This window comes from Tropicimonas isoalkanivorans, from assembly GCF_900112335.1.
GTDB lineage: Bacteria > Pseudomonadota > Alphaproteobacteria > Rhodobacterales > Rhodobacteraceae > Tropicimonas > Tropicimonas isoalkanivorans.
Window position 1 is genome coordinate 574,240 of record NZ_FOLG01000002.1, and the last position, 23,841, is coordinate 598,080.

The 23,841-nt window shown below is 67.8% G+C and carries 18 protein-coding genes; 12 read left to right on the forward strand and 6 right to left on the reverse strand.

From position 1 onward, the window contains the following. Positions 1-9: 9 nt before the first annotated feature. The 4 genes from BM075_RS06980 to BM075_RS06995 are packed head-to-tail and all read right to left on the reverse strand — an operon-like array spanning position 10 to position 4,770. The gene (locus BM075_RS06980) at positions 10-1,017 is read right to left on the reverse strand and encodes an ABC transporter permease (RefSeq protein WP_093359911.1); all 1,008 of its coding nucleotides are present in this window, start codon (positions 1,015-1,017) and stop codon (positions 10-12) included. After that, a complete protein-coding gene (locus BM075_RS06985; protein ID WP_093359912.1) occupies positions 1,004-2,554 on the reverse strand; it encodes a sugar ABC transporter ATP-binding protein in 1,551 nt (516 codons plus the stop codon). The genes BM075_RS06980 and BM075_RS06985 overlap by 14 nt, the downstream gene beginning before the upstream one ends. 7 nt (positions 2,555-2,561) lie before the next feature. Then, positions 2,562-3,710, reverse strand: a complete 1,149-nt coding sequence (locus tag BM075_RS06990) for a Gfo/Idh/MocA family protein (protein WP_093359913.1) — start codon at positions 3,708-3,710, stop codon at positions 2,562-2,564. A 1-nt stretch (position 3,711) separates the two neighbouring features. Continuing rightward, positions 3,712-4,770: a sugar phosphate isomerase/epimerase family protein gene (locus BM075_RS06995; protein ID WP_093359995.1), complete on the reverse strand. Its 1,059-nt coding sequence runs from the start codon at positions 4,768-4,770 to the stop codon at positions 3,712-3,714. Between the two features lie 187 nt (positions 4,771-4,957). Between BM075_RS06995 and BM075_RS07000 the strand changes: the two genes are divergently transcribed. Together BM075_RS07000 and BM075_RS07005 are read left to right on the forward strand one after the other, a co-directional pair. Continuing rightward, positions 4,958-5,998, forward strand: coding sequence for a LacI family DNA-binding transcriptional regulator (locus BM075_RS07000; protein WP_093359914.1), 1,041 nt, complete (start codon positions 4,958-4,960; stop codon positions 5,996-5,998). 23 nt (positions 5,999-6,021) lie between these two features. Then, positions 6,022-7,344: a cytochrome-c peroxidase gene (locus tag BM075_RS07005; protein ID WP_093359915.1), complete on the forward strand. Its 1,323-nt coding sequence runs from the start codon at positions 6,022-6,024 to the stop codon at positions 7,342-7,344. Positions 7,345-7,506: 162 nt separating this feature from the next. Here the strand turns inward: BM075_RS07005 and BM075_RS07010 are convergent, their stop codons facing one another. Then, positions 7,507-9,075: a CRTAC1 family protein gene (locus BM075_RS07010; RefSeq protein ID WP_425445186.1), complete on the reverse strand. Its 1,569-nt coding sequence runs from the start codon at positions 9,073-9,075 to the stop codon at positions 7,507-7,509. Further along, positions 9,072-10,310: an ROK family transcriptional regulator gene (locus BM075_RS07015; RefSeq protein WP_245758761.1), complete on the reverse strand. Its 1,239-nt coding sequence runs from the start codon at positions 10,308-10,310 to the stop codon at positions 9,072-9,074. The genes BM075_RS07010 and BM075_RS07015 overlap by 4 nt, the downstream gene beginning before the upstream one ends. Before the next feature lie 247 nt (positions 10,311-10,557). Here BM075_RS07015 and xylF point away from each other — a divergent pair, with 247 nt between their 5' ends. From xylF to BM075_RS07065, 10 genes are all read left to right on the forward strand, one after another. Further along, positions 10,558-11,583 (forward strand): D-xylose ABC transporter substrate-binding protein, encoded by a 1,026-nt coding sequence (xylF, locus tag BM075_RS07020; RefSeq protein ID WP_093359917.1) that lies wholly within the window; start codon positions 10,558-10,560, stop codon positions 11,581-11,583. A gap of 79 nt (positions 11,584-11,662) precedes the next feature. Then, positions 11,663-12,961, forward strand: a complete 1,299-nt coding sequence (locus BM075_RS07025) for a sugar ABC transporter permease (RefSeq protein ID WP_093359918.1) — start codon at positions 11,663-11,665, stop codon at positions 12,959-12,961. 3 nt (positions 12,962-12,964) lie between these two features. After that, a complete protein-coding gene (locus tag BM075_RS07030) occupies positions 12,965-13,738 on the forward strand; it encodes an ATP-binding cassette domain-containing protein (protein WP_093359919.1) in 774 nt (257 codons plus the stop codon). Continuing rightward, positions 13,738-15,180: a xylulokinase gene (xylB, locus tag BM075_RS07035; protein ID WP_093359920.1), complete on the forward strand. Its 1,443-nt coding sequence runs from the start codon at positions 13,738-13,740 to the stop codon at positions 15,178-15,180. The genes BM075_RS07030 and xylB overlap by 1 nt, the downstream gene beginning before the upstream one ends. Next, entirely contained in the window at positions 15,177-16,481 is a 1,305-nt protein-coding gene (xylA, locus tag BM075_RS07040; RefSeq protein ID WP_093359921.1) for a xylose isomerase, read from the forward strand. Before xylB ends, xylA begins: the two co-directional genes overlap by 4 nt. 157 nt (positions 16,482-16,638) lie before the next feature. Next, positions 16,639-17,265: a hypothetical protein gene (locus tag BM075_RS07045; protein ID WP_093359922.1), complete on the forward strand. Its 627-nt coding sequence runs from the start codon at positions 16,639-16,641 to the stop codon at positions 17,263-17,265. Between the two features lie 188 nt (positions 17,266-17,453). Continuing rightward, a complete protein-coding gene (metG, locus tag BM075_RS07050; RefSeq protein ID WP_093359923.1) occupies positions 17,454-19,172 on the forward strand; it encodes a methionine--tRNA ligase in 1,719 nt (572 codons plus the stop codon). Positions 19,173-19,399: 227 nt separating this feature from the next. Continuing rightward, entirely contained in the window at positions 19,400-20,056 is a 657-nt protein-coding gene (locus tag BM075_RS07055; RefSeq protein ID WP_093359924.1) for an ABC transporter ATP-binding protein, read from the forward strand. Next, complete coding sequence (locus BM075_RS07060) at positions 20,053-22,461, forward strand: ABC transporter permease (protein ID WP_093359925.1); 2,409 nt, start codon at positions 20,053-20,055, stop codon at positions 22,459-22,461. The genes BM075_RS07055 and BM075_RS07060 overlap by 4 nt, the downstream gene beginning before the upstream one ends. After that, positions 22,451-23,533, forward strand: coding sequence for a lipocalin-like domain-containing protein (locus BM075_RS07065; protein WP_093359926.1), 1,083 nt, complete (start codon positions 22,451-22,453; stop codon positions 23,531-23,533). The genes BM075_RS07060 and BM075_RS07065 overlap by 11 nt, the downstream gene beginning before the upstream one ends. The last annotated feature ends 308 nt before the right edge of the window (positions 23,534-23,841 follow it).

A 23,841-nucleotide genomic window follows, 5' to 3' on the forward strand; every position in this document is an offset into this window, starting at 1 on the left:
CGCCTCCCGTCAGCGGGATGCCTTCCTGGCGCGTTGCAGAACGACCGCCAGAATGATGATCACGCCCTGGATCGCCCCGTTGAGGTAGGGGCTCACCAGGTCCGTGAGATTGAGAATGTTGTCGATCAGCCCGAGGATCAGCACGCCGACCACCGTGCCCCAGACACGCCCGAAGCCGCCCGAGAGCAGCGTGCCGCCGATGATGACGGCCGCGATGGTCTCCAGCTCCCACAGAAGGCCGGTGGAGTTCGAGGCCGAGCCGAGGCGGGGCACGTAAAGCACGGAGGCGAGGCCGACGAGCAGGCCGAGAATGACGTAGGTCATCATCCGCACCCGGGCGACGTGGACGGCGGAGTAGCGGGCCACCTGTTCGTTGGAGCCGATGGCAGCGCAGTGCCGGCCATAGGCGGTGTGGCGCATGGCAATTTCGCCCAGCACGGCGACCACGGCAAAGACGACAATGGGCCAGCGGATGCCGAAGAGGCCGCCGTAATAGACCGGCTCGTAAAGGCTGCCGAGCGAGAAGTTGAGCGAGATGGTACCGCCGTCGGCCAGCCAGGTCACGAGCGAACGGAAGATCACCATGGAGCCGAGCGTCACGATGAAGGCCTCGATGCCCATGCGGGTGATCAGGAAGCCGTTGACCGCGCCCAGCAGGGCCCCCATGGCGAGCCCTGCCCCCATGCCGACCAGGATCACGCTCCAGTTCGTGCCAAGGGCCGGGATCAGGGCGTTCATGATCATGATCATCACGCCGGAGATGAAGGCGGTCATGGAGCCCACCGACAGGTCCAGCCCGCCGGCCGTGATGACGAAGGTCATGCCCACCGCCATGATGCCGATGAAGGCGGAGCGCGACAGCACGTTGGTGATGTTCTGCGAGGCGAGGAAGTCCGGATTCAGGATTGTGCCGATCACCACCAGCGCCACCAGCGCCAGGATCGGGCCGAGGGTTTGCAGCTCGAACCGCGGACCGGACCGGGCCGGTGGGTTTGCCCGGGTTTCAGCCATTGCCATTGCCTTTCTGCTCCAGCCCCATCGCAAGGCGCACGATATCGTCTTCGTTCACGTCGGCTCCGGTCACCTCGCCGGCGATCCGCCCGCGCCGCATGACGATGACGCGGTCGCAGAGGCCGATCACCTCGGTCATTTCGGACGAGATCACGATGACGGAGTGCCCCGCCTCGGCGAGCGTGTGGATGAAGCCGTAAAACTGCTGCTTGGTGCCCACGTCGATGCCGCGGGTGGGCTCGTCGATGATCACGATTTGCGGCTCGGCCAGCATGATCTTGGCCAGCAGAAGCTTCTGCTGGTTGCCGCCCGAAAGGTTGCCGATAAGCACATCGCTTTGCGGGGCGCGGATGTCGAACTCGCGGATGGCGCGCTCCAGTGCGGCCGCCTCGGCGCGCTTGTCGATCAGGATATTCGAGAACTTCTTCAGCGCCAGAAGCGTCAGGTTGCGGCGCATGTCCTGGGTCAGGATCAGCCCGTGTTCCTTGCGGTCCTCCGGCAGGTAGACCAGGCCGGCGGCCATCGCCGCCTCGACGGAGTGGATATGCGCCGGGCTGCCGTTGATGCGCACGGTTCCGGTCGACGGGCGGACGCCGATCAGCCCCTCCATCAGTTCGGTGCGGCCGGAGCCGACGAGACCGGCGAAGCCCAGGATCTCCCCCCGGCGCAGGGTAAAGGAGACGTCCTGCACCACGGTGCCGATGGTGACGCCCTCCACCTCCAGCACCGCCTCGCTGCCGTCGGCGGGGCGTTTCGGCGGGAACATGTCGCTCAGTTCGCGGCCGACCATCGCCTCGGCCATCTGGTCCACGGTCATCTCGCCCCGGGCGGCGGTGCGCACCAGTCGGCCGTCGCGCATCACGGTCACCCGGTCCGCGATGCGGGCCACCTCGTCGAGCTTGTGGGAGGTGTAAAGGATCGCCGTCCCTTCCTCCTTCAGTCGCTCGATCTGGCGGAACAGGACCTCCGTCTCCCGCGTGGTGAGCGCGGCGGTTGGCTCGTCCATGATGAGGACGCGGGCCTTGCGGGAAAGTGCCTTGGCGATTTCCACCATCTGTTTTTCCGGAACCGATATGGCGGAGACCTGGGCGCGTGGGTCCAGCGGCGTTTCGAGCCGGTCGAGCAGGTCGCGGGTCCGGGCGCGCATGGCGGCATGGTCGAGCCGCCAGCCGCGCCGCAGCTCGTGGCCGAGGAAGATGTTCTGCTCCACCGAAAGAAGCTGGGCGAGGTTGAACTCCTGGTGAATCAGCGTGACCCCGCGCGCTTCGGCCTCGCGGGATTCGGCGAAGCTGACCGGCGCGCCGTCCAGTTCGACCGTGCCGCCCGAAGCCGCGAGGTAGCCCGACATGATCTTCATCGTCGTGGACTTGCCGGCGCCATTCTCGCCGATCAGCGCATGGACCTCGCCGGGGAAGAGCTCGATCGTGACGTCATGCAGCACCTGGATCGGCCCGAAGGAGCGCTGCACGTTCCGCAGGGCCAGCACCGGCGTGTCCGGGGCCGGTGCGGGGCGGGCCGTCTGCGTCGCGAGGGTCGCCGTCATCCGTGCCTCATGCCAGCTTGACCCAGGCCGCGTCCCGCTTCGAGGAACGCACGCAGGCATCGACGAAGGCAACGCCCGCCACTCCGTCATCGACCGTCGGGAAGATCACGTCGTCGGGCACCGGCTCCCCGGCCATCGTGGCCCGGATCGCCCGGGCCGCCTCGGTATAGATGTTGGCGAAGCCTTCCAGATACCCCTCCGGATGTCCGCCAGGTGTGCGCGACACCCGCGCCGCCACGTCGCGCGCGCCCGCACCGCCACGGGTGAGAAGGCGCTTGGGCTCGCCGAAGGGGGTGAACCAGAGGTAGTTCGGGTCTTCCTGGCCCCATTCCAGACCGCCCTTGTCGCCATAGACCCGCAGACGCAGACCGTTCTCGTTGCCCGGCGCCACCTGGGAGCACCAGAGCATCCCCCGCGCCCCGCTTGCATAGCGCAGCAGGATGTGGCCGTTGTCGTCCACGCGCCGCCCCTCGACGAAGCTCTGCAGGTCCGCCGACAGCGCCTCCGGCTGCTGCCCCGTGACGAAGCCCGCCAGGTTGAACGCGTGGGTGCCGATGTCGCCCGTGGAGCCGCCGGCGCCGGAGCGCTCAGGGTCCGTCCGCCATTCGGACTGCTTGTTGGTGCCGGTGGTCTCCACCGCCTCCGACAGCCAGTCCTGGGCGTATTCGACCTGCACCACGCGCAGCCTGCCCAGTTCGCCCTGAGCCACCATCTCGCGGGCCTGCCGCACCATGGGGTAGCCGGTATAGTTGTGGGTCAGCACGAAGAGCGCGTTCGAGGCATGGGCGAGCTTCGCCAGCTTGCGCGCATCCGGAAGGGTGGAGGTGAGCGGCTTGTCGCAGATCACGTGGATGCCGCGGCTGAGAAACTCCTTGGCCACCGGGTAATGCATGTGGTTCGGTGTCACGATGGATACTGCGTCGATGCCGTTCTTGATGCGGTTCTCGCGGATCGCCATCTCGCGGAAGTCGGCGTAGATCCGGTCCGGCGCCAGCCCGAGCGCATCGCCGCTCGCCTTCGCCCGCTCCGGCGTGGAGGAAAGCGCCCCGGCGACGAGGTCGAACTCTCCGTCGATCCGCGCAGCAATCCGGTGCACCGCACCGATGAAGGCGTCCATGCCGCCGCCCACCATGCCGAGCCTGATACGTTCCGCCATGTCAGCCTCCGATCCCGAGCATTTTCCGGTTTGCCGCCTCGTCCGTGCCGCCGGCGGCGAAATCGTCGAACGCTTGCGGGGTGACGCGGATGATGTGGTCCCGGACAAACGCCGCGCCTTCGCGCGCGCCGTCCTCGGGGTGTTTCAGGGCGCATTCCCATTCCACCACGGCCCAGCCGTCGAAATCGTTGGCCGCCATCTTGGAGAACACCGCCCCGAAGTCGACCTGCCCGTCACCGAGGCTGCGGAACCGGCCCGCCCGGTTCACCCAGGACTGGTAGCCGCCATAGACCCCCTGACGGCCGGTCGGATTGAACTCCGCGTCCTTGACGTGAAACATGCCGATCCGGTCGCGGTAGATGTCGATGTTGTCGAGATAGTCGAGGCACTGCAGCACGTAGTGGCTGGGGTCGTAGAGCATCTTGGCGCGGGGGTGATCGTCCACGCGCTCCAGGAACATCTCGTAGGTCACACCGTCGTGCAGGTCCTCGCCCGGATGGATCTCGTAGCAGACGTCGACACCGCACTCGTCCGCGTGATCCAGTATTGGCTTCCAGCGCTTCGCAAGCTCGTCGAAGGCCGTCTCCACCAGCCCGGCGGGCCGCTGGGGCCACGGGTAGATGTAGGGCCATGCCAGCGCGCCGGAAAACGTCGCGTGCGCCGTGATCCCGAGGTTTCGGGACGCAGACAGCGCCTTTTTCACCTGATCGACGGCCCATTCCTGCCGCGCCTTGGGATTGTTGTGCACCGACGGGTCCGCGAAGCCGTCGAAGGCGACGTCATAGGCGGGATGCACCGCGACGAGCTGGCCTTGCAGGTGGGTGGACAGCTCCGTCACCTCCACGCCGTTCTGGGCCGCGTGGCCCTTGAATTCGTCGCAATAATCCTTGCTCTCGGCGGCGCGGGCGAGGTCGAACAGTCGCCCGTCCCAGCTGGGGACCTGCACGCCGACGTAGCCGCAGTCCGCGGCCCATTTCGTGATGCTGTCCCACGAGTTGAATGGCGCCTCATCCCCTGCGAATTGCGCAAGAAAGAGGGCTGGCCCCTTGATCGTTTTCATCGTGCGACCTCCCCGGCCGACGAGATGGCCCGCATTCGCGAAGCCCTCCCCCGGCGTCTGCGAATCGTTCATGTAATCCTTTACATCGGCATCATAGGGGGTATGTAAACGTTTACAAGTGCAGCATTCCGATTGATTGTGGTGGGAAGCGGCGGGTGTGACCCGCGCCCGGTCGGCGGGAGATTCGATGACAAGACGTGCGCCAAGCATTCGGGACGTGGCCCTTGCGGCCGGCGTCTCCACGGCGACCGTCAGCCGGACGCTCTCCGCACCGGAACTTGTGAGCGAGAAGACGCGGGAGAGCGTGTTCGAAGCGATCCGCGAGACCGGCTACCGGCTCAACGTGACCGCGAGAAACCTGCGGCGGCGCAAGACCGGGGCCATCGCAGTGCTGGTCCCGAACCTCTCCAACCCGTTCTTTTCGCGCATCCTGTCGGGCATCGCGGAGGTGATGTCGGAAAACGGCTTCAACGTGCTGATCACGGACACGTCTCCGCTCTCGCCCGACGAGCACCGCTTTCCCGAATATTTCAGCCTCAACCAGACCGACGGGCTGATCGTGCTGGACGGGATGCTCAGCCGCGACCTGTTGCTCAACCGGGGCGCGCCCGAGAGCCGCGCGCCGATGGTCTTCGCCTGCGAGTGGATCGAGGACATCGCGCGCCCGCGCGTGAGCGTCGACAATCGCGAAGGCTCCGCGCTTGCCGTGCAACATCTTGCTGCACTCGGGCACCGCAGGATCGGTCATATCGGCGGCCCGCCGGACAACGTTTTGACCATCGCCCGCAAGCAAGGCACCCGCGACGCGTTGCAGGCGGCCGGCCTGCCCTGCCGTGCGGAATGGGTCTACGACGGGGATTTCACGCTGCAATCCGGCGCGACGGCGGCGGCGCACTGGATGGCCTCACCGGACCGGCCGACGGCCGTAACCTGCGCCAGCGACGAGATGGCCATGGGCTTCATCGCGGAGCTGTACCGCCACGGGGTGTCCGTGCCAGCAGAGGTCTCCGTGGTCGGCTTTGACGATCTGGAAATCGCGGCCCATTTCGTGCCGCCCCTGACGACCATCCACCAGCCCCGGGCGGACATCGGGCGGGCCGCGGCACGAATGCTGCTTGAACGGATGGCAACGCCGCCGCAGGATCGCAACCGGGAGCCGGTGCCGCAGGTCGTTCTGCCTGTGGCGCTGGTCGAACGGCTCAGCACGGCGCCGCTGGCAGGGCCGTGACGGTCGCGCGGGGAGGAGCGAAGATGACGGGACGACGCTGGGCGGTGCTTTTTGCCATGGCGGCAGTGCCTGCGCAGGCGGGGGACCTCCCTCCGCCGATCACGGACGACATGTATGCGCCGGTCAACCCCGCGATGGTGGAGGTCGGCCACCTGCTGTTCTGGGACCCGATCCTGAGCGGCAACCAAAACATCGCCTGCGCCACATGCCACCACCCCCGGTTCGGCACCTCCGACGGTGTCTCGTTGTCGCTGGGAGAGGGCGGGACCGGGCTGGGGCCCGACCGCCGGCCCGACCCCGCGAACATGCCCGAACAGCGCGTCCCGCGGAATGCGCCTGCGCTGTTCAACCTTGGCGCGACGGAATTTACCACGCTGTTTCACGACGGCCGGATCCAGGCGGACCCGGCCCAGCCCAACGGCTTGCGCACACCGCTCGATCAGGAAATGGTTCAGGGCTTCTCCGGCGTCCTCTCGGCGCAGACGATGTTTCCGGTCCTGTCGCAGGACGAGATGGCCGGCCACTATGGCGAGAACGAGGTCTCCAAGGCCGTGCGCTCCGGCCGGCTCACCGGCCCCGGCGGCGCCTGGGACCTGATTGCCGCGCGGGTGCGGGCCATTCCGGCGTACCAGGCCGCGTTCGAGGCCGCGTTGCCGGAGGTGGCCGCGGGGCGGCCGGTGGCCTTCACCGACATCTCCAACGCGATTGCCGAGTTCATCACCTGGGAATGGCGGGCCGACGACAGCCCGTTCGACCGCCACCTGCGGGGCGACGCGCCCCTCACAGGCCCGGCGCTGCGCGGCATGGAGCTGTTCTACGGCGAGGCCGAATGCAGCACCTGCCACGCGGGGCCGTTCCTGACCGACCACGCCTTCCACGCGATGGGCGTGCCACAGTTCGGGCCGGGCAAGGCGGAACGCTTCGAGCGCCACTCGAGGGACGAGGGCCGCTTCCGTGTGACGGGTCATCCCGAGGACCTCTACGCCTTCCTCACGCCCAGCCTACGGAATGTCGCCAAAACGGCCCCCTACGGGCATTCCGGCTCGCACCGGGATCTGACGGGCTTCGTCCTCTACCATATCGACCCGGCCCGCGGCCTCGCCGCCTACGACCGCAACGAGCCCCTGTTGCAGACCTTCGAGGGAAAGGCGGTCTGGGCGGCTTTCGATGAGGAGGGCGAGGCCGACCGTATCTCCGGGTCCATCGAAACACCGCCACACCCCCTCTCCGAGGATGATGTCGCTGCGATCGTCGCCTTTCTCGAAAGCCTGACGGACGAAGCGAGCCTGGACGGCCGCATCGGCATTCCGGACAGCGTTCCCAGCGGCCTGCCGATCGATCGCTAGCCGAACGGGCGATGCGACTGGCGCGCATCGCGGATGAACCGGCGTGGGGAACGGTTTTTCGGCCGAACACTCGCCCGCGCGCGGCAGCGCGCGGCCCGGCCCAACGGGAGGAGGCGCATCTTTGATGCGGTGATGACGGGCGGGAGCGCCCCGCGCCGGGTGCTATCGCAGGACGTGTATCTCCACGTCCGCTCCCTCGCGGCGCACAACCTCCACGACGCGGTTGGCTGCCACTTCGCACCAGTCGCTCGCGGTCCCGTCCGGCCAGATGACGCGCAGCTCGGCACTCTCGGCCGACCCGAGCCCGAAATGCTCCGGCAGGCCCCGCCCGCTCACATGGTAGCCCCCGACGGTAATCTCGCGCGCCACAACCGTGCCGTCCGCTCGGCGCAGTTCGACCCAGGCGCCGACGGCCATGGAGTTGCCGCCCGCCTGCCGCGGCGCCACGGCGAGCCAGTTGCCGGTCGGCTCCGAGGCGTTCCGGTAGAGCTCCATGGGCGCACGGCGGTTCACCACGGCGAGGTCCAGCCGCCCGTCGCCGTCGAAATCCGCCAGCACCGCCCCGCGCGACCGGTCGACCGTCGCGACGCCAGCCTCGATCGAGACTTCGTCAAAGGTGCCGTCCTCGCCCTGGATCAACAGGTTGTTGGGATCGTTGATGGCGTTGGTCGGCATCTGGTCGACATTGCCCTTGGCGATGAACAGATCGTCGCGGCCGTCGTTGTTCACGTCGCCGAACTGCGCCGTCCAGCCGGTGGACGGACGGCCGTCGTCGCCCAAATGGGGCCGCTGGGCGAATGTGCCGATCTCGAAAGGCGCCTGCGCGTAGCCCGAGCGCCCCTCCGACAACAGTGTGAGCTGGTCGGCCATCGAGGTGAGGACCAGGTCCGGCCGGCCATCGCCGTTGAGGTCTCGGCTGGCGATGCCCATGCCCCAGATCGAAATGTTCTTCCACCCGTCCTCCGGGCCGAGCAGGCGCGGTGCCTCTCCCATGCGCCACATCTGTTCGGAGCCGCCGCGCACGTAATAATGCCGGTCGTTCGACACGCGAAGGTCCTGCCGCCCGTCCCGCATCCAGTCCGAAAACAGCATGGAGAGCGCGCAGAACCCCGGTTCAAGCAGAATCGGTGCGCCATAGCCCTCCCCTTCGGGCCGATGCAGCTCGTTCACGTCGCATGCCTCAAAGGGCCCCTCCGGGTCCGTCCGGTCGACGTAGTTGCCGACGGCGAGGGTCGGGCGCGTCTGCCCCGGCTCCCAGGTCGCGGAAAAGGCGGTGGACCAGCGGTCGCCACCCTCGAACCCGAACGCCTCCGTCACGTCGGTGAATCTGCAGTCGCCCTCGCCGCGCAGCAGCACATTCGGACCGACCCGCAGAACTGCCAAGTCCAGCAGGCCGTCCCCGTCCAGATCCAGCGGATAGGCCCCCGTCACCCCCGTCAGTTCCGGAGCCCCGTCGCCGATGGCGAAGGAGAGCGGCCCGCCGGGGGCGGACGTCCGGTTGACGAAGAGCCGGGCCGGCTCCGTGCCGCCAGCGACGTACATCTCGGGCAGCGCGTCCCCGTTGCAGTCGAACGTCGCCACGCCCCCGCCGACGAAGTGCTCCCAGCCGCCGGAATAGACGTGGGCCACCGGCAGTGCGCCGCTGGCGTCCTCGAACCGTATCTCTCCCGCCTCCGCCGAACCGGCGACCAGCACGGCCAGCCCCGCGCAAACCAATTGGCGCATCGTCATCCCCCGGCCTCCGCCCCGCAGCGCTGTTCCGTCTGCGCGGCGAGCGCCAGCGTCGCCGCTCCACGCGCCCAGACGAGATCGCCCCAGGCATTGATCTCGATCCGCGGCAGCGTCCGCGACCGGTTCAGCGTCATGGTGTGCACCTCCCGCAGCACGTCCTCGGCATAGAGGTAATCGTATTTCATCCGCGCCCCGGACAGGATCACGAGAGAGGGATCGAACAGGTTGATGACGTTCGAGATCCCGGCGGCCAGGAACCGCCCCGCGCGGCGAAAGATCGTGCGCGCCGCCTCGTTGCCGGCCTTGGCCTGATCGAACAGGCTTTCCAGGATGACCTGCGCGCTGCCGGAGGCGGAGCGGTGCATGTCGAGCGCGATGGAGGCCTCCCGCACCAGCGCGTAGTCGGAGACGTAGGCCTCCAGGCACCCCCGCTGGCCGCACCGGCAGAGCGCCCCGTCGGGTTGCACCTTGGTGTGGCCGATCTCCATGCCGACCGAATGCGCGCCGCGATAGACGCGGTGGTCCATCACCAGCCCCATCCCGACCCCGTATTCCAGCGTAATCACGACGAAATCGGACAACGCGCGCCCCGCGCCGAACCAGAGCTCGGCCAGGGTCACCAGGTTGGCGTCGTTGTCCGCCACCACGGGCAGGCCCATCCGCTCCGACATCAGCTCGGCCACCGGCAGGTCGTTGCCGCGGATGATCGGCGACCAGAGTGCCACGCCGCGTCGGGTGTCCACCATGCCGGGCATGCCCACCCCTACGGCCGACAACTCGTTGCGCTCCATCCCCGCCTTGCGCAGCAGTTGCGACAGCAGGGCGCCGGCCTCCTCCACCAACAGGTCCAGATCGGTTCGCACGCTGGTCCGGCTCAGGCTCGCCTCCGCCACCGGGCTGCCGGCGAAATCCATGATGATCCCGGTATGGATCATGTCGCCCAGCTTGATACCCGCGACGTAGCCTGCTTCCGCGCGCACCCGAAGCGCCACGGGCGGACGGCCGCGGCTGCCCGGATCGCGGGGCGCCTCGACCTCTTTCAGCAGGCCGCCGCCGAGCAGGTCGGCCACCAGCGTCGAGACGCTCGCGGGGCTGACGTTCAGCCGCTTGGCCACATCGATTCGCGAGATCTGCCCCTGTGAGCGCACACATTCGAACACCTGCTGGCGCAGCGGAACCGGTGCAGTCTCGCGTGGCGAGACAATCGGGCCGCACCCTTCCGGGGGGGCAGTCAAGCGTTCCACCGACAAAGGTTCGACCGGAATCATTCTTTCAGCTTCCCAAATAAATATCTTTCCGCAGCGCGGCGCGAATTCGCAAAGTTACCAAACAGCCACAAGCGGCATCAGAAATCCAACCACATGCCCATTCGTTTGTCGAATTTTATTTTGACAAATAAAATAAATGCAGCGATCCTCTCCGCCAGGGTGCTTAGCGGCACCCTCTGCCCGTCACGCAGGGCTGAAAATTTGGGAGGATTTCATGCGTACACTCTTCGTTGCAGCGGCCGCGCTCGCGTCCGTTTACACCACCACTGCCCTGGCGCAGGATCTGACGATCGGCGTGAGCTGGTCGAACTTCCAGGAGGAGCGCTGGAAGACAGACGAGGCCGCGATCAAGGAAGCCCTGGATGCCGCCGGCGCCCAATATGTTTCGTCGGACGCGCAGTCGTCCTCGTCCAAGCAGCTTTCCGACGTCGAGGCGCTGATGGCGCAGGGCGTGGACGCGCTGATCGTTCTCGCGCAGGACACCGAAGCCGTGATCCCAGCGGTCCAGATGGCCGCCGACGAAGGCGTCCCGGTCATTGCCTATGACCGCCTGATCGAGGACCCGCGCGCGTTCTACCTGACCTTCGACAACGTGGAAGTCGGCCGGATGCAGGCCCGCGCCGTGCTCGAAGCCGCGCCCGAAGGCAACTATGTGATGATCAAGGGCTCGCCCACCGATCCGAACGCGGACTTCCTCCGCGGCGGCCAGCAGGAAGTGCTGCAGGAAGCCATCGACGCGGGCAAGATCACCATCGTCGGCGAGGCCTACACGGACGGCTGGCTGCCCGCCAACGCGCAGCGCAACATGGAACAGATCCTGACCGCCAACGACAACCAGGTCGACGCGGTGGTGGCATCGAATGACGGCACCGCCGGCGGCGCCGTGGCTGCTCTGACCGCGCAAGGCATGGAAGGCATCCCGGTCTCCGGTCAGGACGGCGACCACGCCGCGCTGAACCGCGTTGCGAAGGGCACGCAGACTGTCTCCGTCTGGAAGGACGCACGCGACCTCGGCAAGGCCGCTGGCGAGATCGCCGTGGCGCTGGCCCAAGGGACTGAAATGTCCGGCATCGAAGGCGCACAGGAATGGACCTCGCCGTCGGGGACGACGATGTGGGCGCGGTTCCTGGAACCGGTTCCGGTCACCAAGGACAATCTGAGCGCGGTTACCGACGCCGGCTGGATTTCGGTCGAGGCGCTCTGCCAGGGCGTCGAAAGCGGCCCTGCTCCCTGCAACTGACGCATAAGCCAACCCTGTAACGAACGCTTCCGCCGACCTCGGCGGAAGCCTTGGGAATGCACATTCCGGAGAGCGCCAAATGGCCGATAGCACGGACACCCGCCAGCTACCGAAGCACGTCCGCCGGAACATCATCGACACCATGGAAATCGACACGCGCCTGCTCGGCATGATCGGCGCGTTCATCGTGATTTGCGTGGTTTTTGATGTCTGGACGGGCGGCCGGTTCCTCACCCCGCGAAACATCTTCAACCTGACGATCCAGACCGTGTCGGTCGCCATCATGGCCACCGGGATGGTGTTCGTCATTGTCACCCGGCACATCGACCTCAGCGTCGGCGCCTTGCTGGCCACTTGCTCCGCCTTCATGGCGATGACCCAGACGGCGGTTCTGCCGCAATGGTTCGGCATCGAGCTCGGCTCGCCGATCATCGCCCCGGTGGCGATCATCGTGGGCCTCATCGTCGGCGTGGCCATCGGTGCCTTCCACGGCTGGTTGATCGGATACCTGACGATCCCGGCCTTCATCGTCACGCTCGGCGGCCTGTTCGTCTGGCGTAACGTCGCGTGGCACCTGTCGCGCGGACAGACCATCGGGCCGCTCGACGGCAACTTCCTGGTGCTCGGCGGCATCGAGGGAACCCTCGGCGCAACCGCGAGCTGGATCCTCGCGTTGATCGCCTGTGCCTTCACCATCATGCTCATGATAAATGCCCGGCGCGCCAAGCTGCGCCACGAGTTCCCGGTGAAGCCGATTTGGGCGGAGGTCGTGATCGGCGCGATTGCCATCGCCGCCATCGTCGGATTCGTCTGGATCCTGAACTCCTACGAGGTTCCCGGCGGACGCCTGGCGCGGGACTTCCGGGCGCGTGGCGAGACCATGCCGGAAGGCTATTCCGAGGTCTACGGCGTCCCCTATTCCGTTCTGCTCCTCATCATCATCGCAATCGCCATGACGGTCCTCGCGCAACGCACGCGGCTCGGCCGGTACATCTTCGCGACCGGCGGCAACCCGGAGGCGACGGAGCTCGCCGGCATCAACATCCGGTTCCTGACCGTCAAGGTCTTCGCCATCATGGGCCTGCTCTGCGCGCTTTCGGCGGTGGTCGCTTCGGCGCGCCTGACCTTCCACACCAACGACATCGGCACGCTGGACGAACTGCGGGTGATCGCGGCGGCGGTCATCGGCGGCACGGCGCTCTCGGGCGGCATCGGCACGATCTATGGGGCCATCCTTGGCGCCCTCATCATGCAGTCGCTGCAATCGGGCATGGCGATGGTCGGGGTCGAAGCGCCCTACCAGAACATCGTCGTGGGCATCGTGCTCGTGCTCGCCGTCTATGTCGACATCCTCTACCGCAAGCGGACGGGAGACTGATCCATGGCACTCGATACAGAATCCCGCGGTACGCCGCTCGTCGAGATGCGCAACATGCGGAAGTCCTTCGGCGGCATCGATGCCGTCGACGGGGTGACGCTCGACCTCTATCCGGGGGAGGTCGTCGGCGTTCTGGGGCACAATGGCGCCGGCAAGTCGGTGCTGATGAAGATGCTCTCCGGCGCCCTCTCCCGCGACGAGGGAGAGATCTACGTCAACGGAGAGCTTGCCAACATCAACAACCCGCGCGACGCACGCCACTACCGGATCGAGACGATCTACCAGTACCTCGCGCTGGCCGATAACCTCGATGCCGCCTCCAATCTGTTCCTCGGACGCGAACTCGTGACCAGCACGGGCCTCGTGGACGACGCGCAGATGGAGGCGGAGACGCGCAAGATCATGGCGCGGCTCAACCCCAACTTCCAGCGCTTCCATACGCCGGTGAAGGGGCTGTCGGGCGGGCAACGGCAGTCCGTCGCGATCAGCCGCGCCGTCTACTTCAACGCCAACATCCTGATCATGGACGAACCCACGGCGGCCCTCGGCGTGGAGGAGACGCGCATGGTCGCCAACCTGATCGAGGAGCTGAAGTCCCAGGGTCTCGGCATCTTCCTGATCGACCACGACATCCACGCGGTCATGCAGTTGTGCGACCGCGCGTCGGTGATGAAGAACGGCAAACTCGTGGGCACGGTGAAAGTGGACGAGGTGACCGAGGACGACATCCTCGGGATGATCATTCTGGGCAAGACTCCGGAGAAAGGAACTGTGTGATGTTTATCGGTCTGGATCTGGGAACCTCCGGTCTCAAGGCGTTGCTGATTGACGAGGACCAGACTGTCATTGCCGAGACCACCGCCCCCCTGACCGTCTCGCGGCCGCATCCCGGTTGGTCGGAGCAATCTCCGGCCGACTGGCTGACGGCCGCCTCGACGGCGATGGACGGCCTGGCCGCCGCAGCGTCGCTGTCGGCCGTTCGCGGCATCGGGCTGTCCGGCCAGATGCACGGCGCGACCCTGCTCGATACCGCCGAGAACGTGCTGCGCCCCTGCATGCTCTGGAACGACACCCGGTCGCATGCAGAGGCCGCGGCGCTGGATGGCGATCCGGCCTGGCGGGAGATCACGGGCAACATCGTCTTCCCCGGCTTCACCGCGCCGAAGGTGATGTGGGTGAAGAAGAACGAGCCCGACGTGTTCGCCCAGGTGGCGAAGGTTCTGCTGCCGAAGGACTACCTGCGCCTCTGGCTGACCGGCGAGGCGGTGTCGGAAATGTCGGATGCCGCCGGCACGAGTTGGCTCGACACCGGCAAGCGCGACTGGTCCGACGCCCTGCTGGCCAAATCGGACCTGTCGCGGGACCACATGCCCCGGCTGGTGGAAGGCTCCGAAGCCTCCGGCACCCTCCGCAAGGAGCTGGCGGACCGCTGGGGCCTCTCCGCTGACGTGGTGGTCGCTGGCGGCGGCGGCGACAATGCGGCCTCCGCCGTGGGGGTCGGCGTGGTGAACGCGGGCGACGCCTTCATCTCGCTGGGGACGTCGGGCGTGCTCTTCGCCGCTTCCGATGCCTATCAGCCGGATGCCGCGACGGCCGTCCACACCTTCTGCCATGCCCTGCCCGGCACCTGGCACCAGATGGGTGTTTTCCTGGCGGCGACGGATTCGCTCAACTGGTACGCGCGCCTCGTGGGCTCCGACGCGGCGGCCCTGACAGGCGAGCTTGGCGACACCCTGCGCGCGCCGGGCCGAACGATGTTCCTGCCCTACCTGGGCGGCGAGCGGACGCCGCATAACGACGCGCAGATCCGTGGCAGCCTCACCGGGCTGGAGCACGCGACGGACCGTGCCGCCGGAACCGCCGCGGTGCTGGAGGGCGTCACCTTCGCCGTCCGGGACAGCTTCGATGCGCTCGCCTCTACCGGTACCAGCTTCGACCGGCTGATCGCCGTTGGCGGCGGCTCCCGGTCGGATTACTGGCTGAAGGCCATCGCGACCTCGCTCGACATGCCCGTGCAGGTGCCCGTCGCGGGCGACTTCGGCGGGGCCTTCGGCGCGGCGCGGCTGGCGATGATGGCCGCGACGGGCGCAGGCGCCGAAATCGCCCCCATTCCGCAAATATCCAAGGTCGTGGAGCCGGTAAAAGACCTGACATCCGCCTTCGTTGCGGCACAGTCGCGCTACCGGCAAACCTACCAAGCCCTCAGAGGTCTCTCATGACACGCTTCTTCGACGGCATCGACCCGATCCGGTACAATCCCGATGCCGAGACCGACCTTGCCTATCGCCACTACAACCCCGACGAGATCGTCCTGGGCAAGCGGATGGAGGACCAGCTCCGCTTCGCCGTGGCCTACTGGCACAGCTTCGCCTGGGAGGGCGGCGACCCGTTCGGCGGGCGCACGTTCGAGCGCCCCTGGTATCCCCAGGACAGCATGAAGAACGCCAAGCTGAAGGCCGATGTCGCCTTCGAGATGTTTGCCCTGCTCGGCCAGCCGTTCTTCTGCTTCCACGACGCCGACGTGCGCCCCGAAGGCGACACCTTCGCCGAGAACAAGCGCAACCTGGAGGAAATCGTCGATTACTTCGGCGAGAAGATGGAGGCCACGGGCACGAAGCTGCTTTGGGGCACGGCGAACCTCTTCACCCACCGCCGCTTCATGTCCGGCGCCGCCACCAACCCCGATCCGGACGTCTTTGCCTATAGCGCCGCGACGGTGAAGAGCTGCATGGACGCCACGCAGAAGCTTGGCGGCGAGAACTACGTCCTCTGGGGCGGGCGCGAGGGCTACGAGACGCTGCTGAACACCGATCTGGTGAAGGAGCGCCAGCAGGCTGGACGCTTCCTGCAGATGGTCGTCGATTACGCCCACAAGATCGGCTTCAACGGCACGATCCTGATCGAGCCGAAGCCGCAGGAGCCCTCCAAGCACCAGTACGACTACGACGTGAACACGGTCTATTCCTTCCTCAAGGAATTCGGGCTGGAAGGCGAAGTGAAGATGAACATCGAGCAGGGGCACGCGATCCTCGCGGGCCACAGCTTCGAGCACGAACTGGCGATGGCGGCGGCGTTCGGCATCCTCGGGTCCATCGACATGAACCGCAACGACTACCAGTCCGGCTGGGACACCGACCAGTTCCCCAACAACGTGCCCGAGGTCGCGCTGGCCTATTACGAGATCCTCAAGATGGGCGGGTTCACCACGGGTGGCACCAACTTCGACTCCAAGCTGCGCCGCCAGTCGCTGGACCCGGCGGACCTGATCGCAGGTCACGCAGGCGCGATGGACGTCTGCGCGCGCGGGCTGAAGGCCGCCGCGGCGATGCTGGAGGACGGCGGGCTGGAGACGGCCCGCGCCGAGCGATATGCGGGCTGGGACGATGCCGCCAACAAGGACATGCTCGAAAGCGGCACGCTCGACGGCATCGCGGAGAGGGTCCTTGCGGAAGATATCAACCCGCAACCGCGCTCCGGCCGGCAGGAACGGCTGGAAAACTACGTCAATCGCTTCGTGTAAGCGCCCGAGAGGTGTATGATCGAACGGCGGCCCGAAGCGGCCGCCGTTTCGCGTTCCCGGAACGTGAAAAATGCGAGGTATTTTCTGCCCCGGGGACTCAGATCGTCTTAGGGGCTTGGCGGTAGTGCAGGCGTAACCGGCTTTCGGAGTTACACCTATGCCCGCGCGTCTTTCCATCGTTCCCTTCGCCTCGGTCATCCTTCTGCTACTCGCTGCCGCCTGCACGGACTCGCCTCCTCCCGTGTCCCGGTCGGTCGCCTTGCCGGAGGGGGGCGAAACCTTCGCGCCGGATGCCCTTGCGTGCGCCCAAACACGTGCACACACGGCCAAGGATACGAGTCCGTGCGAAGGGACTGCGGCACCGCCGGCGCAGGACGGCGCGCGGCTTGGCGCGGGGGACTATGCCGACGCGGGGTCCTCCGCCCTCGCAGCGGCGAGCGGCCTGAGCGAACTCAACCCCGCCTACGCGGCGATAGGGCCCGCCGCGCCGGTCGCGATGCTCGGCCTAAAGTACGGCGGAAAAGCGGCCCTGATCGACATGGGCCTGCCCGCCGGGGACGTGAACCGCGTCGTCGAAGCCGTCGGAATGGCCGGCGGCTGCTCCAACCTGTCACTGGTTGCAGGCGCCGCCGCGCCTCCCGCACTGGCCCTCGGCGCGGTGTGTGGCGTGCTCTACAACGACGCGGTGGCGAAACGGCAGGCTCGAAAGGACGTCCGGTATCTGACGTTCGAAGACGGCGACTGGGTGCTGGAGGGGCAGAACAGCGCGAAGGATCGCCCCTGATTTCCTTGGGTCCGTCAGTGAGAAGGCCACCAGTCCAACCGATGCCGCGCGCCCTTCGCCGCTGCACGCGCCGAGAGTGAACCCGAGGGGGGAAACGTCCGTCACCGGGCGCGACGGCAAATCGCCGGCTGGCACTCTTTGGCCGCATGGGCTAAACGCAGCCGCGAAACAGACGGAGTCCGTGCCGCATGTCGCGCATTCTCATCACCTCGGCCCTACCCTACATCAACGGCATCAAGCACCTGGGCAACCTGGTGGGCAGCCAGTTGCCGGCCGACCTCTACGCCCGCTACTGCCGGGGCCGCGGCCACGAAGTGCTGTTCCTGTGCGCCACCGACGAGCACGGCACCCCGGCCGAACTCGCGGCGACCAAGGCGGACATGCCTGTGGATGCCTATTGCACGCAGATGCACCGGACCCAGGCCAAACTGGCCGCCGGGTTCAAACTCTCCTTCGACTACTTCGGCCGGTCCTCCAGCCCGCAGAACCACCGCCTGACACAGTATTTCGCGGGTCGTCTGGCGGAGAACGGGTTCATCTCCGAAGTGTCGGAAAAAATGGTGTACTCCCCCGCCGACGGCCGCTTCCTGCCAGACCGCTACATCGAAGGCACCTGCCCCAACTGCGGGTACGACAAGGCCCGGGGCGATCAATGCGAGAACTGCACCAAGCAGCTCGACCCGACGGACCTGCTCGAACCGCGCTCCGCGATCTCCGGCTCGACGGAGCTGGAAATCCGCGAAACCAAGCACCTCTACCTGCGGCAGTCGGCCCTGAAGGACGAGCTGGACGCCTGGATCGACAGCAAGTCGGACTGGCCAATCCTGACGACCTCCATCGCCAAGAAATGGCTGCACGACGGCGACGGCCTGCAGGACCGGGGCATCACCCGCGACCTGAACTGGGGCATCCCGGTGAAACGCGGCAACGACGACTGGCCCGGCATGGAGGGCAAGGTCTTCTATGTCTGGTTCGACGCGCCGATCGAATACATCGCCTGCGCCGCCGAATGGGCCGAAGCGCAGGGCAAGGACGAGGAGGACTGGTGGCGCTGGTGGCGGACCGACGCGGGCGCGGAGGATGTGCGCTACGTCCAGTTCATGGGCAAGGACAACGTGCCATTCCACACGCTCTCCTTCCCCTCCACCCTGATTGGCAGCCGCGATCCGTGGAAGCTGGTCGACTACATCAAGTCGTTCAACTACCTCAACTACGACGGCGGCCAGTTCTCCACCAGCCAGGGGCGCGGCGTGTTCCAGGACGACGCGCTGGACCTCCTGCCCGCGGACTACTGGCGCTGGTGGCTGCTCTCCAACGCGCCGGAGACCTCCGACAGCGAATTCACGTGGGAGAAGTTCCAGACCGGCGTGAACAAGGACCTCGCCGACGTGCTCGGTAATTTCGTGAGCCGCGTCACCAAGTTCTGCCGCTCCAAATTCGGCACGGAGGTGCCGGAGGGCGGTGCGATAACCGAGGAGGGCGCGCGCCTGATCGCCGACCTCGACGCGCGGCTTGCGGCCTATGTCGGGCACATGGACGCCATCGAAGTCCGCAAGGCGGCGGCAGAACTGCGCGCCATGTGGGTGGCCGGCAACGAATTCCTCCAGTCCGCGGCCCCCTGGTCCAGCTTCAAGACCGATCCGGACCGCGCGGCGGCCGATATCCGGCTCGCGCTCAACCTGATCCGCGTCTACGCGGTGATCTCCGCGCCCTTCATTCCCACCGCGACCTCGACCCTTCTGGAAGCGATGCAGACCGAGCGGACGGAGTGGCCGGAGTCGATGGCGGACGCACTCACCGTGCTGCCCCCGGGCAAGGCGTTCACCGTGCCCCAGACGCTGTTCGCGAAGATCAGCGACGAGGAGCGGGAAAGCTGGGCGGAGCGCTTCTCCGGCACCCGCGCCTGACGAAACGGCCGAACGGAAGGGGCCCGGCCCCACCTCAAAGGTCCAGCACCCGCCGCCCGTCGCACCCGCAGGCCGAAGGCCTGCCTGGCCCAACTGCGGGCAAGCGCGGCAGCGCGCGGCGCCGCAGGCGGGAGCCCCCCGCCCTTGTCGGTCGAAACGCCCCCGCGCCCCTTTCCCTGCCCCCGCTCGGGCGCTAGGTCTCGGCGGGGCATGACGACGAGGCGGATATGCGGATCGAGGCGACCGGGCTGACAAAGACCTACACAACCGGCGACGGTCGGTTGCCCGTCCTGACGGATGTCTCCCTCGCGCTGGCCCCCGGTGAAACCCTGGCCCTCACCGGCGAATCCGGCAGCGGAAAGAGCACGCTTCTGCACCTTCTGGCCACGCTGGACACGCCGGACGCCGGCAGCATCCACCTCGACGGCACAGAAATCACGTCACTCGACGACGCGGGCCGCGCGGCCGTGCGGCGGGACCGGATCGGCCTCGTCTTCCAGCAATTCAACCTGATCCCCTCACTCACGGTTTCCGGCAACCTCGACTTCCAGGCACGACTCGCCGGCCGCCATGACCCGGCGTGGTCCGCCACCCTCGCCAAGCGGCTTGGCCTCGCAGACCTGCTCGACCGCTATCCCGAACAGCTCTCCGGCGGCCAGCAGCAGCGCGTTGCCGTCGGCCGTGCGCTGGCCGTTCGTCCGAGCGTCGTGTTGGCCGACGAGCCCACGGGCAACCTCGACGAGTCGACGGCCGCAACCGTGCTCGGCCTGATCCTCGAGCTCGTGGCAGAAACCGGGGCGAGCCTGCTGCTGGTCACCCATTCCGAGCACCTTGCCGGCCGCTTGGGCCGACGGGTGCATCTCAGTGGCGGGCGCCTGTCGTGAGGCGGGCAGCCCTGGCGGCCCTGCTGTCCCACTGGCGGCGCCAGCCGCTCCAGCTCTTCACCCTGCTCGCCGGGCTGGCGCTGGCCACTGCCCTCTGGTCTGCCGTGCAGGCGATCAACGGCGAGGCGCGCCGCAGCTACGACAGCGCCGCCGCGACCCTCGGCATCAGCGGTTACGCCAGTCTGACCGACCCCGCCGGCCCGATCCCCATCGCCACCTATGCCGCGCTTCGCCGGGGCGGATGGACCGTCACCCCGGTCGTGGAGGGGCGGGTTCTGCGCGGCGAGATCCGGCTGAATGTGGTCGGCGTAGAGCCACTGACGGCCCCCGACGGCCTGTTGCCCGTCGGCCTGGGATCGGAGACGGGCGCCGCGCCGCTCGACGTCCTCCGCCCGCCGGGCCTCGGTTTCGTCGCGCCGGAGACGGCGGACGACCTCGCTGGCATCGCAGACCTGCCACGACTCATTACCGACCCCGCCATCCCACCCGGGCGCATGTTCACCGACGTCGGCACCGCCGACGCGCTGCTCGGGAAGGCAGGCACCATCGACCGCCTGCTGATCCTGCCCGACCAGCCCGCCAACAGGCCGCCGCTCGAAACCCTCGCCCCCGGCCTCACCGAAGTCCCGCCGCAGGACCAGGGCGACATCGCCCGGTTGACGGACAGCTTTCACCTCAACCTGACGGCCTTTGGCCTGCTGTCCTTCGCGGTCGGCCTCTTCATCGTGCACGGCGCCATCGGGCTGGCGTTCGAGCAACGCCGCCCGATGTTCCGAACCCTGCGCGCCCTGGGCTTGCCCGCGCGAACCCTGCTCGGCCTGTTGCTGGGGGAGGTCATGCTGCTGGCGCTGCTTGCAGGTGGCATCGGCATCGGGCTCGGCTACCTGATTGCCGGCGCGCTCCTGCCCGATGTCGCCGCGACCCTTCGGGGCCTCTATGGCGCCCAGGTCCGCGGCGTGCTCGCCTTCGACCCGCTCTGGGCGCTGGCCGGGCTCGGCATCGCGCAACTCGGCGCGCTTATCGCCGCCGCCCATGGGCTCGAGACCGTCCGGCGCATGCCGCTGCTCGCCTCCGCCCAGCCACGCGCTTGGGCCACGGTGTCCGCCCGCGCATTGCGCCGGCAGGCGCTCGCCGGGGCCGCGCTGGTGGCCGCCGGTGTGGCCGTGGCCTTGCTGGCCGACGGGCTGATCGCCGGTTTCGCCCTGCTGGGCGGCCTGCTGCTCGGCGCCGCACTGATCCTACCCCGCCTGCTGGCCGCCGCTCTCGGCCTGGGCGCGCGGCTCGCCCGGGGGCCGCTCGCACAATGGTTCTGGGCGGATACCCGGCAGCAGCTTCCCGGCCTGTCGCTGGCGCTCATGTCCCTGATGCTGGCGCTTGCGACCAACATCGGCGTCTCCACCATGGTCTCCTCCTTCCGGCTCACCTTCACCGGCTGGCTTGACCAGCGCCTGGTGTCCGACCTCTACGTCACCGCCCGCAGCGAGGAGGACGCCCGTGCCCTCCGGGCCTGGCTCGCCCCCCGCAGCGACGCCGTCCTGCCCATCTGGAAGGTCGACACCCCGCTCCAAGGCGCCCCGGGAGAGGTCTACGGCATCGTCGATCACAGGGTCTATCGCGATCTCTGGCCCCTTCTGAACGCCACGCCGGACACGTGGCCCGCCGTCTACGAGAACCGCGGCGCGCTCGTCAACGAGCAGCTCGCCCGCCGGGAGGACCTGTCGCCGGGCGACACGCTGTCCCTCGGCGGCGGCTGGGAGATGCCGGTGGCCGGCGTCTATTCCGACTACGGCAACCCCATCGGCCAGGCCGTCGTCGGGTTGCCGGCGCTGTTGGATCGCCACCCGGACGTCTCCAAGCTCCGCTACGGCATTCTCACGTCGGACCCGACGACCCTGCGCCGCGCGCTGGTGGAGGACTACGGCCTGCCAGAGGCGAACCTGATCGACCATGGCCGGCTCAAGGCCACCTCGCTTCAGATCTTCGAGCGGACCTTTACCGTGACCGGCGCCCTCAACGTGCTGACCCTCTCCGTCGCGGGCTTCGCGATCCTGACCGCGTTGCTCACGCTCTCCACCATGCGCCTGCCGCAACTCGCGCCGATCTGGGCGCTCGGCCTGACCCGCCGCCGCCTGGCCCGGCTGGAGATCCTGCGTACCCTCGCCCTCGCGGCGCTCACCTTCGTCGTGGCCCTCCCGGTGGGCCTGCTGCTCGCGTGGTGCCTGCTGGCGGTCGTGAACGTGGAGGCCTTCGGCTGGCGCCTCCCGATGTTCGTCTTCCCGCTCCAGTGGGCCGCCCTGCTGGGCCTGTCGCTGGTGGCCGCCGCCATCGCCGCCGCCCTGCCCACGCGAAAGCTGGCCAGCACCGCCCCATCGCAATTCCTCAAGGTGTTCGCCGATGAACGCTAAGTCCTCAGCCGTAGCGCTATTCTCGCTCCTGCCCATGCTCGCGGGTCCAGCCGTCTCGCAAGGCTTCGCCGGCCTCGGGACGGACGCCGAGGGGTTCAGCCGCCCGTCGCTAGGCACCGACCTTTCGTTCCCGAAGGACCACGGCGCCCATCCGGATTTCCGCATCGAATGGTGGTACCTCACCGCCAACCTGTCCGCCTCGGACGGGCGCGACTACGGCATCCAGTGGACGCTCTTCCGCTCCGCCGTCGCCCCCGAAACCGGCACACCCACCGAGGGCTGGCAAAGCCCGCAGATCTGGATGGGCCACGCCGGCCTGACCACCCCCGACGCCCACTTCAGCGCCGAGCGCCTCGCCCGCGGCGGCATCGGCCAGGCTGGGGTCTTGGCCGCGCCCTTCGAGGCCTGGATCGACGACTGGCGCATGGCCGCCACCGGCGACGGTGCAGACGAATTCGATGCCCTGAGCCTCACCGCCAGCGGCCCCGATTTCTCCTACGACCTCACCCTCACCGCCACCGGCCCGCTCGTCCCGCATGGCGACGCCGGCTATTCCGTCAAGTCGCCCCAGGGACAGGCCAGCTATTACTATTCCCAACCGTTCTACGAGATCGCCGGGCACCTTTCCCTGCCCGACGGCGACGTGGAGGTCACGGGCCACGGCTGGCTCGACCGCGAATGGTCTTCCCAGCCGCTGTCGGAGACCCAGGACGGCTGGGACTGGATCTCGCTCCACTTCGACGGCGGCGCCAAGCTCATGGGCTTCCGCCTGCGCGATCGCGAAGGCGCTCCCTTCACCTCCGCCACCTGGATCGACCCGGACGGCACGCCGACCCCATATGGCAACGGCGCGCTGACCCTCACCCCGCTGGAGGAGACCGAGACCAGCGCCGCCACGGTGCCGACCGTCTGGCAAGTGGAGATGCCGGGGCGCGACCTCGACGTGCGCCTGGAGGCGATCAACCCGCAGGCATGGATGGCGACGTCCTTCCCCTACTGGGAGGGGCCCGTGCGCGTCACCGGCAGCCACCCCGGCCGCGGCTACCTGGAGATGACGGGCTACGGCGACTGATCCGCTTCGGAGCCGTCCTCGCCTGAGACGAAACCGACGGGCCGGCGCACGACGGGCAAGGGAAATTGCGGAGGCTCCGCGGGCCTGCCCGTGGAAACCGCCATTTCCCTTGAGCGGCGGGCGCCGGGCCGTCAGGCAAGGCTCGGGCGAGAACGGACCCGAAGCGGCATCCGCTTGGGTGGGCTCCGAGCCCCTCCCGCCACACACTCCCCGTCCGCCCACCGCGTCGCGCCGCCACAGCCGCATAAACGGCGCGCGCCCGACAGGGCGCGCAATTTGGTTGTCGGCCTTCCCCTCGCCGCGCGCAT

Excerpts from the sequence above, each read along its gene's own strand:
- BM075_RS06980 (WP_093359911.1), bottom strand. The coding sequence starts at position 1,017 with ATGGCAATGGCTGAAACCCGGGCAAACCCACCGGCCCGGTCCGGTCCG.
- BM075_RS06985 (WP_093359912.1), bottom strand. The coding sequence starts at position 2,554 with ATGACGGCGACCCTCGCGACGCAGACGGCCCGCCCCGCACCGGCCCCG.
- BM075_RS06990 (WP_093359913.1), bottom strand. The coding sequence starts at position 3,710 with ATGGCGGAACGTATCAGGCTCGGCATGGTGGGCGGCGGCATGGACGCC.
- BM075_RS06995 (WP_093359995.1), bottom strand. The coding sequence starts at position 4,770 with ATGAAAACGATCAAGGGGCCAGCCCTCTTTCTTGCGCAATTCGCAGGG.
- BM075_RS07000 (WP_093359914.1), top strand. The coding sequence starts at position 4,958 with ATGACAAGACGTGCGCCAAGCATTCGGGACGTGGCCCTTGCGGCCGGC.
- BM075_RS07005 (WP_093359915.1), top strand. The coding sequence starts at position 6,022 with ATGACGGGACGACGCTGGGCGGTGCTTTTTGCCATGGCGGCAGTGCCT.
- BM075_RS07010 (WP_425445186.1), bottom strand. The coding sequence starts at position 9,075 with ATGACGATGCGCCAATTGGTTTGCGCGGGGCTGGCCGTGCTGGTCGCC.
- xylF (WP_093359917.1), top strand. The coding sequence starts at position 10,558 with ATGCGTACACTCTTCGTTGCAGCGGCCGCGCTCGCGTCCGTTTACACC.
- BM075_RS07025 (WP_093359918.1), top strand. The coding sequence starts at position 11,663 with ATGGCCGATAGCACGGACACCCGCCAGCTACCGAAGCACGTCCGCCGG.
- BM075_RS07030 (WP_093359919.1), top strand. The coding sequence starts at position 12,965 with ATGGCACTCGATACAGAATCCCGCGGTACGCCGCTCGTCGAGATGCGC.
- xylB (WP_093359920.1), top strand. The coding sequence starts at position 13,738 with ATGTTTATCGGTCTGGATCTGGGAACCTCCGGTCTCAAGGCGTTGCTG.
- xylA (WP_093359921.1), top strand. The coding sequence starts at position 15,177 with ATGACACGCTTCTTCGACGGCATCGACCCGATCCGGTACAATCCCGAT.
- BM075_RS07045 (WP_093359922.1), top strand. The coding sequence starts at position 16,639 with ATGCCCGCGCGTCTTTCCATCGTTCCCTTCGCCTCGGTCATCCTTCTG.
- metG (WP_093359923.1), top strand. The coding sequence starts at position 17,454 with ATGTCGCGCATTCTCATCACCTCGGCCCTACCCTACATCAACGGCATC.
- BM075_RS07055 (WP_093359924.1), top strand. The coding sequence starts at position 19,400 with ATGCGGATCGAGGCGACCGGGCTGACAAAGACCTACACAACCGGCGAC.
- BM075_RS07065 (WP_093359926.1), top strand. The coding sequence starts at position 22,451 with ATGAACGCTAAGTCCTCAGCCGTAGCGCTATTCTCGCTCCTGCCCATG.